This is a genomic window from Haloferax sp. Atlit-4N (assembly GCF_003383025.1).
Taxonomy (GTDB): Archaea; Halobacteriota; Halobacteria; order Halobacteriales; family Haloferacaceae; genus Haloferax; species Haloferax gibbonsii.
Map to the genome: position 1 here is coordinate 230,492 of NZ_PSYY01000004.1, position 13,169 is coordinate 243,660.

The window sequence follows — 13,169 nt, forward strand, 5'->3', positions numbered from 1 at the left end:
CGCCTTCGGCCGCCCGTATCGAGTGTAACTACGAGACGACCAACAATCTATGTCACGCGAATCAACCGAGTCAGAAATTGACTCACACGCCGCGAACACCGACCGGAGCACAGCTCCCGACCACGACGAGGTAGACTACCTGTCGAGGGAGGTGAACCTGCTGAAACCGAGCACCCCGTTCATGCGAGACCACCTGAAAATAATCTGGGCCGGGTTCATCGCGTGGGCGCTTCTCACGTTCGGACCGCCGGTTCTCACCTACTTCGCACCGGCGACGATGACCGCACAGCTCCCGGTCATCGGCTTCCCGGCGCACTACTTCCTCGTCGCCGTGTTGTCGCCGACCAGTTCGCTCGTCCTCGCGTTCGTATACTCCCGCAAGCGCGACCAACTCGACAGGCGGTACGGCATCGACCACGCGGCTTCGAAGTCGCGCTCGAAGAGTGAGGGCGAGGCCGCCGTCACCGACGGGGGGAGCGTCGAATGACTGCGAGCGTGTTCCTCCAGTCGGGCGACCTGCTCCCCGAGGCGCTCAACATCTCGTTCAAACTCGTGCCGGCCATCATGGTCGTCGGGATGTTGGCCCTCTTTCTTGCCATCGGCTACGTGTTCAAAGTCGCCGACACGGAAGGGATGTGGGTCGCCGGTCGGTCGATTGGAAACGTCGAAAACGGCATGGCAATCGGCGCGAACTGGATGTCGGCGGCGTCGTACCTCGGGTTAGCGGGACTGGTCGCCCTCGCGGGCTTCTACGGGCTCGCGTTCATCATCGGCTGGACGGCCGGGTACTTCGTCCTCCTCATCTTCCTGGCCGCGCAGATGCGTCGGTTCGGGAAGTACACGGCGCCCGACTTCGTCGGCGACCGATTCAACTCCGATACGGCGCGGGCGATCGGCGCGCTGACGACCATTCTCATCGGGTTCGTCTACTCGGTCGGACAGGCCCGCGGGATGGGTCTCGTCGGACTGTACGTCTTCGGGACCGACTACGTCACGATGGTCATCATCATGATGGCGATTACGGTCGGCTACCTGACCATCTCCGGCATGATGGGCGCGACTAAGAACATGGCCGTCCAGTACGTCATCCTCATCGTGGCGTTCCTGACGGCCGTCTACGTCGTCGGGTTCACCGGCGGCTACTCGACCGTCCTCCCGCAAATCGAATACGGCCGACTCATCGGCGAGCTATCGGCCGAGTTCTCCGAACCGTTCGCCAACGCGGGGTTCTACCTCTGGATCGCCACGGCGTTCTCGCTCATCTTCGGGACCTGCGGGCTCCCGCACGTGCTGGTTCGGTTCTACACCGTCGAAAACGAAAAGACGGCGCGTCAGTCGACCGTCTGGGGGCTGTTTTTCATCCTGCTTTTGTACTGGAGCGCCCCGGCGCTGGCGACGTTCGGCGTCGACCTCTACGACGCCTCCCAGTACGGCCCGACGTTCGCGGCCAACGGCGGCATGAGCGGCGGTGAGGGCGACCTCATCGTGGTGCTCGCGGCGCAGCTTTCGAACCTACCGACGTGGTTCGTCGGCCTCGTGGCGGCCGGCGGCATCGCCGCCGCCATCGCGACGACGGCGGGGCTGTTCATCACCGCCTCGTCCGCCGTCTCCCACGACATCTACACGAACATCATCAACCCCGACGCGACCCAGCGCCAGCAGGTGTTCGTCGGTCGCGCGACCATCGTCGCGCTCGGTATCATCGTGACGATAACCGCGTTCGACCCGCCCGCGCTCGTCGGCGAACTGGTCGCGCTCGCGTTCTCGCTCGCGGCCATCGTGCTGTTCCCGATGTTCTTCCTCGGCCTCTGGTGGGAGAACACCAACCGTCAGGGCGCGCTCGCCGGTATGAGCGTCGGCCTCGCGCTCTGGGTCGCCGCGGTGGTCAACGACCTCATCTTCCACTTCAGCGACGCCTTCGCCGAGTTCGTGCCGGCCATCGGCGCGGCGCTCGTCGGCACGCCGCTGGTGTTCGTCATCACCATCGCCGTCTCGATGGCGACGGACGAACCGCCGGAGCGAATCAAGAAGATGGTTCGGCAGTGTCACAGCCCCGAACCGATGGGTCAGCAACAGTCCGCAGAAGACGTGGTCATGAGCGCAGACGGAGGGCAGTCCCCCGCGGACGACTAACCAATGTACGAACACATCCTCATTCCGACTGACGGAAGCGACGCGGCGGAGTACGCCGTCGAACAGGCAGTCGACATCGCGTCGAAGTACGGGGCGACGGTTCACGCGCTGTACGTCGTCGACGTGGACGCCACCAGCTACTCGCTGGGGACGGAACAGGTCGACCGCATCCGACAGGGCCGCCTCGACGACATGCCCGAAGTGAAGGAGGCGGCCGACAAGGCGACGGGGTACGTCGCCGACGCCGCAACCGAGCACGGTCTGGCCGTCCGCGAACACGTCGTTGCGGGCGAACCGGCGCGAGCCATCAGGAAGTTCGTCGAGGACAACGACATCGACCTCGTCGTGATGGGCTCTCACGGCCGCTCCGGTCTCTCCCGTGTCGTCCTCGGGAGCGTGACCGAACGCGTCCTGCGGCGGACTCGGCTCCCGGTGCTCGTCGTCGACGTCCACGAAAAGGAAGCGGAAACAGAAGCGGAAGCGTAAGCCATGTACAACACGACCCACGCGAGGACGACCACGCCACCCGCGGCTCCGGACGGGGTGACCCGCCGATGAGCCTCGCGGAGACGATTCGAACCCACGTGCGCGAACACCGCTCGGGGATGCTGACCGACCTGCTGTTCGCCCTAGCGTGGGTGACGGTCGTCTCGGTCCTGTTCGACGTGCTCGACGGACCGCAGTGGGCCTTCTACCTCTGTCTGGGTGCCGGCGTCGTCGCGTACTTCGGCTTTTTCGCCTCGGTCGAAGCCGTCCGCGAGCAGCGCTGACGACGGACTCGACCGGGACGGCTGTGGTTTTCTATACGTCCAATAGTACCAATTGTCTAACTGTTCTGTACACGACCCGCCGAAAAGAGTGGACCGCTCCGCGGCTACTCGTCGCGCTCCCGCCGCCGGTAGGCGACGCCGAGTCCGGCGGCCAACAGGACGGCGACGACGACGGTAATCGTCCACCCGGCGCTGTCGCCGTCTCCGGAACTGTCGTCAGCGTCGGGGTCCGCCCCGTCGACCGACGCCGCCGTCTGAGCCGCTTGCGGCTCTTCGACGGTGATGCTGCCGACGACCTGTTCGCCGACCGCGAGTTCGTACGTCCCGGGCTCGTCGAAGGCGTAGCTGAGCGTGGCCGTCCCGTTCTGGAACGCGCCGAGTTCGACGGTCCCGCCGGCGACGCGCTCGCCGTCGGCCAGTAAGTCGAGCGCGTGGACTCCGCCCGCGCCGCCGAGGTTCGACACGTCGACCGCGATTTCGACCGCTTGACCGACCGACACGCTCGTCTCGGTGACTTCGGCGGCGGTCGTCTCGAAGACGGGGACGGTCGAGCCGATGGTAAACAGCGACAGGCCCGGCGAGGTCGCCTCGAAGACGTAGTGCGTCTCGGACTCCTCGACGAGGCTTGCGTCGAGCTTGCGCCACTGCGTGTGCTCGTCGCGGTAGAGAGCGACCGACTCCGGGCTGATGCCCGTCGTCTCGAAGTAGCGCTTTCGCACGCTGAAGGTGAACGTCACGTCCTCGATGTCGTCGTCGTGTATCGAGTGGTTGACCACGACGTAGCCCGCGGACGTCGCGCCCGTCTCGCGCTGGAAGCGCTCGCCCGTGGCCTCGTCGTCGGCCGCCTCGTACGTCGTGACGTTCAGCGTGAAGTCCTCGCCGCTGTTCACGTTCATCGAGAGCTGTGCGACCGAGATGTTCTCCGGGGCGGGCGAGGCCGACCCGTCCGCCGCTTCGGCGGAGTCGTTGGTCGCGTCGGTCCCGGTCGTTCCGTTCTCGACCGCCCCGGTCTCGGTGTCGTTCGCGACCGGTTCCAGCGCGATGACGACGGCGCGGCTCGTGTCGACGTTTCTGACCGACACGTTCGACCGCTTACTCGTGCCTTCGCCCTTCGTGTCGACGACGACCTCTGAGTCACCGCCGGTCGCCTCGGGGGACTCCGATGTCGACGACGATGACGAGGACGAAGACGACGACGATGACGAGGACGAGGACGAGGACGACGATTCGGCCACGGTCACGGTCGCCGTGTCCGACCCGACGTTGCCGGCGGCGTCGGTCACGGTCAGCGTGACGGTGTAGGTCCCGGTCGAGTCGTAGCTGTGCGTCTCGGAGGCGTTCGTCGAGTTCGACCCGTCGCCGAAGTCCCACTCGTAGGCGTCGATTGCTCCGTTGTCGGCGGAGCCGCTGGCGTCGAACTCGACCGCGTCGCCCCGCGTGACCGACCTGTTGTCGCCGGCGTCGGCGGCGGGTGCGGTCGTGTCGTTGACGGTGACGACCAGCGAATCGGAATCGGCGTTGTCGCCGCCGTCGGTCACGGTCAGCACCACGTCGTACGTTCCGGGGTCGGCGAACGTGTGGTTCGGAGTCGCCCCCGTGGCGTTCGCGGAGCCGTCGCCGAAGTCCCACTCGTAGGCGGCGATTGCCCCGTTATCCGTGGAGGCCGAGCCGTCGAAACTGACGACGGTGTCCTCGTCGACCGTCTGGTTCGTTCCGACGGAGGCCGTCGGCGAGGTCGTGTCGTCGACCGTCACGGTGAGCGTGTCGAACGCGGTGTTCCCGACGGTGTCGGTCACGTTCAGGACGACGGTGTAGGTCCCGGGGTCGGCGAAGGAGTGGGTCGCGTTCTCGCCCGTGGCGTTCGCGGAGCCGTCGCCGAACTCCCACTCGTACGAGTCGATTGCCGAAGCGTCGACCGACCCGCTCGCGTTGAACTCGACGGCGGTGTCCTCGTCGACCGTTTGGTTCACCCCGGCGTCGGCGGCGGGTGCGGTCGTGTCGTTGACCGTCACGACGAGCGAGTCGGAATCGGCGTTGTCGCCGCCGTCGGTCACGGTCAGGGTGACGGTGTACGTTCCGGGGTCGGCGAACGCGTGGGTCACGCCCTCGCCCGTGACGTTCGCGGAGCCGTCGCCGAAGTCCCACTCGTAGGCGGCGATTGCTCCGTTGTCGGTGGAGGCCGAGCCGTCGAAACTGACGGCGGTGTCCTCGTCGACCGTCTGATTCACTCCGGCGTCGGCGGCGGGTGTGGTCGTGTCGTTGACGGTGACGACCCGCGAGTCGGTCTCCTCGTTCCCCGCGGCGTCGGCGGCGGTGAACGTCGCCGTGTACGTCCCGGGGTCGGCGAAGGTGTGGGTCGCGTTCTCGCCCGTCTCGTTCGCGGAGCCGTCGCCGAAGTCCCACGACGTGCTCGTGACGCCGACGGCGTCGGTCGCCGTCGCGTTGAAGTCGAGCGCGACGTCCTCGTCGACGGTCGCGTCCTCGCCCGCATCGACGGCGGGTGCGGCCGTATCGATTGTGACGCTGTCGGACTCGTTTCCGGCCCCGTCTTTCCCGTCGGCGTTCTCGGCGGTCCGGACCGTGACGGTGTACGTGCCGTCGGTTCCGGTCTCGTACGGCGACGCGAGCGCGTACGTGTACGGGCCGGTTCCCGACTCCGCGAAGTCGCCCTCGGTGAACGTCGTCGAACCCGGTCCCGACACAGAGACCGAGATGTTCACCAGCTCCTGCGACGAGTCGAACGACACCGAGAGGTTCTGTCCCGAGGGGTTCGTCGCGTTGACCGCCGAGACGGCCGGTGCCGGTTCCGCGAGCGCGTGGAACTGGCTGCCGCTGCCGTAGTAGAGGTAGCCGTTCCACGCGAGCGGCGTCGGGTAGAGGGTGTTCACCGGCGAGTCGTACCACCAGCGCTCGGTGCCGTCGGTCGCGTTGAACGCGTGGACGGTGTCGTTACCGAAATCCGAGATGTAGAGCACGTCGCCCGCGACGACCGGCGCGCCGCGGAAACTGCTCCCCGTCGCGTTCCAGAGTCTGCTGCCGTCGTCGGCGTCCAGCGCGACGAGCTCGCCGCCGCGGCTCCCGGCGTAGACGACGCCGTCGGCGTACACCTGACTCGAATCCACGTCCCCCGGCATCGAGTAGTTCCAGCGCTCGGTGCCGTCGGTCGCGTTTATCGCGTACACTCTCCCGGTTCCGCCGGTTTCGCCCGCCGTGCTATCGCTCCCGACGAACACCGTGTCGTTCGCGACGGTCGGGCCCGACTGGCTTTCGTCGATGAGCGTGTAGTTCCAGAGTCGCGCCCCGGTGGTGGCGTTCAGCGCGGTCAGGTTGTCGTCGTCGCCCGACACGTAGACGACGCCGCCGACGACCGCGGGGTTCGACTCCACCAGCACCGGCTGGTACATCGTGTAGTACCAGAGTTCTTCGCCGGTGTCGGCGTCCACCGCGGTCAGGTTCCCGTCGTTGCTTCCGAAGTAGACGACGCCGTCGACGACCGCGGGGGCCGACCGGACGTTCGTCTGCGTCCCGTAGCTCCAGATTTCGGTGCCGTCGGTCGCGTTTATCGCGTGTAGCTTGTGGTTGTTGCTTCCGATGTAGAGGACGCCGTTGGCGTAGGCGGGCGTGGTCCACGTCGACCCGTCAAGGCCGCCGGGCGTCGCGTTCCACTTCTCTTCGCCCGTCTCGGGGTCTAACGCGTACAGACTGCCGCCGTTGTGGAAGGCGGTGTAGAGCGTGTCGCCCACGATGGTCGGTTGCATCACCTGCGGGGCTCCGTCCGAGATGTTCCACACTTCGACTGGTTCCGTGAGCGGCCCCTCTTGATTCGGGTAGTAGCCGTGGTTCCCCGGTCCGCCGTGGAATTTCGCGTTGGCCTCCTCGACGGTCACGGTCTGTGCGGCGAGTCCCCCGGCGGCGACGTCGTACGTGCCCGCCCCCCAGAGCGTCTTCGTGAACGTGACCTGTTCGGTCGCGCCCGCGTTGAGCGTCCCGGTTTGGTACGCCACGACGTCGCCGTCGACGGTGAGCGTCGCGTTGTACGACTGTTGTGTCCCGCCGGTGTTCTCGACGGTGACGTTCACGGTGACGGCGCTTCCCTCGTAGAGCGTCGTCGGCGTCACCGAGAGGTTCGTATACGAGATATCCGCGCCGTTCGCGACCGCCGATGCGCCGACCGGAACCCACGCGACGAGCGAAATCACCGTCACGAGCGTCAGAAGGAGCGTGTTGGCCTGCTGTCGCGTTATCCGTGGTCTCTGCGTCACCTGCTGTTCGCCTCCCTGTCCGCCGCAACCTTCCCTGTGGTTCCCTTCGATGTCATTTCCCTGCCGAATTCGGTTTCACCACCGATAATTAGGCGATTCAGACTGTCTGGATGAAGATATAATAATTTCGTATAAAAACGGAATATACGGTGTAAATCTTACAGCAGACGAGCAAGAGAAATTATGACTAATGTCTGTAGTAGACACTACTATCTGTGACGAAAATAGATTTTTCTCTGCTACTTCAATACAGTGTTTCTATCTTGCATTCCAGAAATACAAACTATTGTATAGTGGATGGTAATTTGGAAAACACGCACTACTGATGAAATTAAAATTATCAAATTGAAGATTTTAGCTAGCCGGATGTCCCATCGATGGCTCCCCGTCTGAAGTCGGGCCGTGCGGACGTCTATTCCGTTCAGTTCCTCGGGAGAACGGTGCCGCTGCGCTCACGGTCCGCTGTCGGTCTCACCGCCCGGGAGGAGCGTCGAAACGAGGAGCACGAGTAACACGAACAGCGCGAGGAGCAGCAGCGTCTCCCGCTGTGCCTGCACTATCGCGGCGTCGAACACGTCGGCCAGCAGTTCCCGCTGTGCCGGAGCGAGACCGTCGAGGACCGCCCGCTGGGTCTCTTTGGTCGCCGTCTCCGCGGCGTCTTCGAGCGCGATGACGAGCGCCCCTCGGTCGCTCGCCGACACGCCCGCGCCCGCGGCGGTCAACACCCCGTCGACGGCGCCGCCGTAAAACCCCCTGAGCAGGTACGTGCCGACGATAGCGGTCCCGAACGAGTAGCCGAGCATCATCGTCGCGTTCAGGAGGCCGGACGCCGCCGCCGAGTCCCGCTGGTCGACCGACGAGAGCGTCATGTCGATGAGCTGTGCCATGACGAACCCGAGGCCGAGTCCGACGAGCGCCATCGGCACCGCCAGTTGGGCGACCGTCGCGTCCAGCGCCGTCTGCGACACGAGCGCGAGCACGCCGAGTCCCATGAGGACGACGCCGCCCTGAATCAGCAGTTTCGGTGCGACGAACCGCCGCCAGTCGGTCGTGAAGATGGACGCGACGAACGTCGCGACGGAGAACGGAAGCATCGCCACCCCGGTCTCGAACGCGGTGTAGCCGGCCCCGGACTGGAGGAAGACCGGAACGACGAAGATGAATCCCGCGAGGACCAGCGACCGCGCGGCGTTCGTGGCGATGCCGGCCGTGAACGGGCCGTTCGACAGGAGGCGGACCGGGACGAGGGGCGACCCGCCCTCGCGCTCGACGCGGCGTTCGTACTGGACGAAGGCCGCGAACACGACGATTCCGAAGCCGACGAGCCAGACGGTCGGCGACGCGCCGAACAGGTCCAGTCGAACGTCGCCGACGGCGAACGGCCGGCGGGCCGATATCCAGCCGTACCGCCCGGCCAGCAGCACGCCGGCGACGAGAGCGGTCGTCCCCACTACCGAGAGGAGCGTCCCGCCGACGTCCAGTTTCGTCCGCGTCTCGCTCAGGGACTCCTCGGGGAGATACCGGACGAACGCGAGCGCGACGAGGACGATCAGTACCTCGACGCCGAACCCCCATCGCCAGCTGGCGAACGTCGTGACCGCGCCGCCCAAAAGCGGCCCGAACGCGGCCCCGGCCGCGTTCACCCCGGCGAGGATGCCGAGGGCTTTCGCCCGGTCCGCGCCCTCGTAGCTGACGAGGAGGACGGTGAACGTCAGCGGGAGCAACACGGCCGCGGCGGCCCCCTCGATGACCGACCAGCCGACGTACAGGACGACCACGTTCCAACTCAGCGCCGCCAGCGTCGTCCCGACGCCGTACACGAGTAGGGTCGCGGTCATCAGTCGGCGAATCCCGTACATCGACGACAGCTTGCCGCCGGGAAGAATCAGCGCCGCCATGACCATCGCGTAGAACGAAATCGCGCCCTGTACGACCGTGACGGTCGTGTCGAGGTCGGCGACGATGGACGGAATCGCGACGTTCATGAGCGTCGAATCGATGACGCCGATGAACATCGCGAGACTCACCGCCACCGCGGGGCCCCAGTACGCCAACCCTCCCGCCGAACCGGTCGCCGCCGCTCCTCCTCCTTCGAGAACGTGAGCGTTCGCGTCTGCGTCCATTGCCCTTCGATAGCACGCCTCACTCAATAAATCTCTCTGACAGACCGGAGCGGCGCTGGTCTCCCGGCCGGCTCGGTTCAGCCGTGAGACGATTCCGCGTCGAGCGACTCGCCACAGTACGGACACCACTCGAACCTCGGCCCCTCTCCCGGTCGTGTCCGTTCGCCCGGTTGCATCCGCTCTCCCGTTCGCTCTGCGAAAAATCCCGCGGCCAAGATGCTCGACGGGAGCGCGAAGAAGGCGACGCCGCCCAGCATGGTCACCGCCCCGAGCAGACGGCCCAGCGGCGTCACGGGAACCACGTCACCGTACCCGACCGTGGTGAGCGTCACGATGCCCCACCAGAGCGTCTCCGGAATCGACGAGAACGCCTCCGGTTGGACGTTCCCCTCGACGAAGTACATGAGCGTCGACGAGACGAGGACCAGCATTCCGGCCCCGCTGAACGCGACGCCGAGGTCGGAGCGCTGTGCGTCGATGACCCGCTTGAACCGCCCCCGCGAGCGCCTGAACCACGAGAGATTGAGGACGCGAGCCAGCCAGAAGACGCGGAACAGTCCCGACTCGAACAGCCGTATCTCGAAGAGGAGTCCGACCCAGAACGTTACGATGACGAAGCAGTCGACGACCGCGATGGGGTCGCGGACGAACGCGACCCGACTGTGCCGACCAGACTCGGGGGCGTCGGAGCCGGCGGCCCAGAGTCGAACGACGTACAAGACCGTGAACAGGGCGATGGAGACGACGAGCAGGCCGTCGAAGTAGACGCCGAACCGTACCGAAAGCGACTCGACGGTCGACAGAACGACGGCGACGACGTTCGCCGAAGCCAAGAGGAACACGAGTCGGCTGAACCGCTCGCCCCACCGGTTTTCCGATTCCGGGTCGACCACCGTCCACACTTGGTCTCTGGACATCTGTGCCATGCCACAGTTATGTTCGCCGAGCAATATGTCGTTACCTCTCACCCGACGGGTCGAGTCGAGCCGTCAGCGTCCGCTCGGGTCGGACTCGGCGTCCGCTTCGCTCGGCTCTCCCGTCGGTCGGACGACGGTCCGCGGCGGAATCGCGTCGTCCCGCTTCGGTGCGGGCGTGACGAGTCGCTGGAACCACGTCTCCTCGTCCGGCGCTTGCTTCGCGACGAGTTCGTAGTCGACGGCGACACCGCCGTCTTCCGTCGCGGACACGCGCACGTAGTTGAGTTGGTACCACGAGTAGAAGACCGGGGGGAAGACGCCGAACGCGGACTCGACGCGTCGCAGTCGCTTCAACCACGTCCCCGTGTTGACGACGACCCTGCCGTCGATTTCGGTGACCGCGGGTCGGTGTGTGTGCCCGTAGACGAACACGGCGACTGCCGGGTCCGACGCGAACAGCGCCCTCGCGCCCTCCAGATAGGTGTCCGCCGAGTCCCGTTCGTCCGGCTGGTCGATGCCGAACCGTCTGAGCGTCTTTCGGACGTCTCTGGCGAAGACGAAAAGCGGTATCGCGACGAGTATCAGCAGTAACGTGACGGCGAGGTTCGCGGTCAGCAGTACGTCGACCAGCAGCCCAACCGGGCCGAACAGCCCGAGGAACCGCTCGATGAGGTCCATCGGAAGCGACCAGAGCCCCGTCGCGTCGAGCGCGAACGCGAGCACGTAGAGGAACCCGACGTTGAACAGGAGGAGAAACGGGGCCGAGACGTACCTGAGCCACGGGCTCATCTCCCGATAGAAATAGTTGGACAGCATCCACGCCGGAATCTGCGTCATCGGCGTCACCGCCTGAATGTCCTTGAGCCAGTTGAACTTCCCGCGCTCGGAGAGCCTGCCGGCGCGACTCGTGAGCTGTCTGTTGACGAAGTACCCCGGCGGGTTCGCGTAGGGGTTTCCGAAGTCGGGAATCCGGTTGTTCGGGTCCCGTTGCATCCCGTGTTCGACGTAGAGGACGTGGTCGCCGACGTTTCGGGTGAGCGAGACCTCCTGTCGGAGCGTGACGTTGAACTCGGCCAGTCGGTCGACGTACTCGGGGTAGGCGGCGAGTTCGTAGTCGTGGTTGCCGGGAATGAGCGTGATGGGGATTCGGTCGCCGGTCGCTTCGAACTGCTCGAACAGCTCCGGGTAGCGGTCGACGAGCGCGTCGAACTTGTCGAGCCCGTCGACGTCGGTGAACTCCCACAGCCCGAACGCGTCGCCGTTGATGATTAGCTCGGCGTCCTCGTCGCTCGCTTCGAGCGTCCGGAGGAACGACAGCAGTTCGTCGAGGAAATCGACGCGCCCCAGCTGCTCGTCGCCGCCGATGTGGAGGTCGCTGATGAGGTAGTACGAGTCGGTCACGGTCGGCCCTCCGGACCGTTTCGGGCCGAGACCCTTCCGCGGCGGCTCACGCCGCGCGGTTCGCCTCGCTCACGCATGGCGGCCCCGCGTGGTGCGGTCGAACCGCGCGGTACGGTCGAACGCGGAGCCACTCACCGAGGCTCTCGTCGCCGTGTCGTCGGAGACCTGCGCCTCGACGAAGCCGACTCTGACGACCACGTCCCGGTCGAACTGTTCGGTCAGTCGGTCGTCGAACCGCTGTGCGAGGTCGGGCGGCGCTTGCAAGTCGCGCGGAATCCCGACCAGCACGTCGACTCGCGGCTGGTTCCCGAGAATCAGGTCGGCGGGCTCGTACTCCACCGTGACGCTGACGAGTTCGACGCCCTCGATGTCCGCCTCGTCGAACTGTCGCTGGAGTTCGACCTGCGTCTGTTGCTCGAACGAGGCGGTCTGGAACGACGCGTACGTCACGCCGGCGAGGACGAGCGAGAGGACTGCGATAGCCACCCCGATGACGGCGATTCGGGAGGCGATAGACGCCTTGACCCGCTCCCGTTGGTCGGTGTCGAACGGCTTGAACCCCGACAGGTAGAACAGAATCAGCGCCGAGAGGTTGATTGCGAGGAGGTTGATGACGACGAGCACCGCGCCCGCGACGGCGACTCCCGGGAGACCGAACGCCAGCCCCAAGCCGGACGTCGCCGCCGGCGGGACGAGCGCGACGGCGATGGCGACCCCGACGAGGGTCGAACCGGACCCACGCATGATGCTTATCGCCCCCGCGATTCCCGACCCCAACGCCAGAAAGAGCGACAGGACGTTCGGGCTGGTCCGCTCTGCGACCTGTGGAATCGCTTGAATGTCGATTCCCGGCGGGATGAGTATCGTCTCCTGGAGCACTACTCCGAACACCGCGGCCGTCGCGATGGCCGCCAAGAGGCCCAACACCTGCAGGACGACGCCGCGAGACGCCATCTGTCGGTCGGCCAGCACCGCCCCGACGGACGCGGAGACCGCCGGTCCCATGAGCGGCGCGACGACCATGGCCCCGATAATCGTCGCCGCGGAATCGAGCAGCAGGCCCGTCGCGGCGATGATCGTGCTGAGTATCAAGAAGCTGAAAAACGTCGAGTTCGCCGGCGCGAGGTCCTCCGCTCGGGCGTGAAGCTCCTCGCGGGAGATTCTGAGACCGGGAAAGCGCTCTTTCAGGGCCGAGATGCGCTGCGAAACGACCGTCTCGGTGGGGAGTACGATGGTGTAGGTGTCGTCTCGGACACCCGCGTTCGTCAACTCCTCCATCACCGTCTCGACGCCGCTGGGCGGGACCGGAAACTGCACCATCGCCTCGAAGTCGCCCCGTCCGACCTCTTCGAAGACGGCGTAGTCGATGCCTTGCTCGTCGAGCGACTCAAGGACGCTCTCTCGTCTCCCCCGTGGTATCAGCACCTGAACGAGTCGCATACGGGCTACAACGTCACGAGGGGACAAAAAATATGAGTGCTTTGATAGGATAGCTTACTCGATTGTCTCGCTCGACGCGTCGTCGACGGAGAGCGACTCTCCGATGGCGTCGATGAACGCCCG

Annotated in this window: 9 protein-coding genes; 4 read left to right on the forward strand and 5 right to left on the reverse strand. The window is 65.7% G+C overall.

The window, feature by feature from the left end; all coding sequences use genetic code 11:
* The first annotated feature begins 49 nt into the window (after window positions 1-49).
* The 4 genes from C5C07_RS18635 to C5C07_RS18650 all read left to right on the forward strand — a co-directional run bounded on the left by C5C07_RS18635 (window position 50) and on the right by C5C07_RS18650 (window position 2,903).
* Complete coding sequence (locus tag C5C07_RS18635) at window positions 50-487, forward strand: DUF4212 domain-containing protein (RefSeq protein ID WP_004977976.1); 438 nt, start codon at window positions 50-52, stop codon at window positions 485-487.
* Window positions 484-2,133 (forward strand): VC_2705 family sodium/solute symporter, encoded by a 1,650-nt coding sequence (locus tag C5C07_RS18640; RefSeq protein WP_004977974.1) that lies wholly within the window; start codon window positions 484-486, stop codon window positions 2,131-2,133. Before C5C07_RS18635 ends, C5C07_RS18640 begins: the two co-directional genes overlap by 4 nt.
* Window positions 2,134-2,136: 3 nt before the next feature.
* Window positions 2,137-2,619, forward strand: coding sequence for a universal stress protein (locus C5C07_RS18645; RefSeq protein ID WP_004977972.1), 483 nt, complete (start codon window positions 2,137-2,139; stop codon window positions 2,617-2,619).
* Window positions 2,620-2,687: 68 nt separating this feature from the next.
* Window positions 2,688-2,903 (forward strand): hypothetical protein, encoded by a 216-nt coding sequence (locus tag C5C07_RS18650; protein WP_004977969.1) that lies wholly within the window; start codon window positions 2,688-2,690, stop codon window positions 2,901-2,903.
* A 104-nt stretch (window positions 2,904-3,007) separates the two neighbouring features.
* On the opposite strand, the gene C5C07_RS18655 is transcribed toward C5C07_RS18650, so the two are convergent.
* The 5 genes from C5C07_RS18655 to C5C07_RS18675 form a co-directional block, all read right to left on the reverse strand.
* Window positions 3,008-7,165 (reverse strand): PKD domain-containing protein, encoded by a 4,158-nt coding sequence (locus tag C5C07_RS18655; RefSeq protein WP_115805790.1) that lies wholly within the window; start codon window positions 7,163-7,165, stop codon window positions 3,008-3,010.
* 452 nt (window positions 7,166-7,617) lie between these two features.
* Window positions 7,618-9,288 carry an MFS transporter gene (locus C5C07_RS18660; RefSeq protein WP_115805791.1) on the reverse strand — a complete coding sequence of 557 codons (1,671 nt, stop codon included), beginning with the start codon at window positions 9,286-9,288 and terminating at the stop codon, window positions 7,618-7,620.
* 77 nt (window positions 9,289-9,365) lie between these two features.
* Window positions 9,366-10,205 carry an ion transporter gene (locus C5C07_RS18665; RefSeq protein WP_115805829.1) on the reverse strand — a complete coding sequence of 280 codons (840 nt, stop codon included), beginning with the start codon at window positions 10,203-10,205 and terminating at the stop codon, window positions 9,366-9,368.
* A gap of 72 nt (window positions 10,206-10,277) precedes the next feature.
* The gene (locus C5C07_RS18670) at window positions 10,278-11,606 is read right to left on the reverse strand and encodes a metallophosphoesterase (protein ID WP_115805792.1); all 1,329 of its coding nucleotides are present in this window, start codon (window positions 11,604-11,606) and stop codon (window positions 10,278-10,280) included.
* Between the two features lie 69 nt (window positions 11,607-11,675).
* Entirely contained in the window at window positions 11,676-13,046 is a 1,371-nt protein-coding gene (locus tag C5C07_RS18675; RefSeq protein WP_115805793.1) for a TIGR00341 family protein, read from the reverse strand.
* Between the last annotated feature and the right edge of the window lie 123 nt (window positions 13,047-13,169).

Excerpts from the sequence above, each read along its gene's own strand:
- C5C07_RS18675 (WP_115805793.1), bottom strand. The coding sequence starts at position 13,046 with ATGCGACTCGTTCAGGTGCTGATACCACGGGGGAGACGAGAGAGCGTC.
- C5C07_RS18635 (WP_004977976.1), top strand. The coding sequence starts at position 50 with ATGTCACGCGAATCAACCGAGTCAGAAATTGACTCACACGCCGCGAAC.
- C5C07_RS18640 (WP_004977974.1), top strand. The coding sequence starts at position 484 with ATGACTGCGAGCGTGTTCCTCCAGTCGGGCGACCTGCTCCCCGAGGCG.
- C5C07_RS18645 (WP_004977972.1), top strand. The coding sequence starts at position 2,137 with ATGTACGAACACATCCTCATTCCGACTGACGGAAGCGACGCGGCGGAG.
- C5C07_RS18660 (WP_115805791.1), bottom strand. The coding sequence starts at position 9,288 with ATGGACGCAGACGCGAACGCTCACGTTCTCGAAGGAGGAGGAGCGGCG.
- C5C07_RS18650 (WP_004977969.1), top strand. The coding sequence starts at position 2,688 with ATGAGCCTCGCGGAGACGATTCGAACCCACGTGCGCGAACACCGCTCG.
- C5C07_RS18665 (WP_115805829.1), bottom strand. The coding sequence starts at position 10,205 with ATGTCCAGAGACCAAGTGTGGACGGTGGTCGACCCGGAATCGGAAAAC.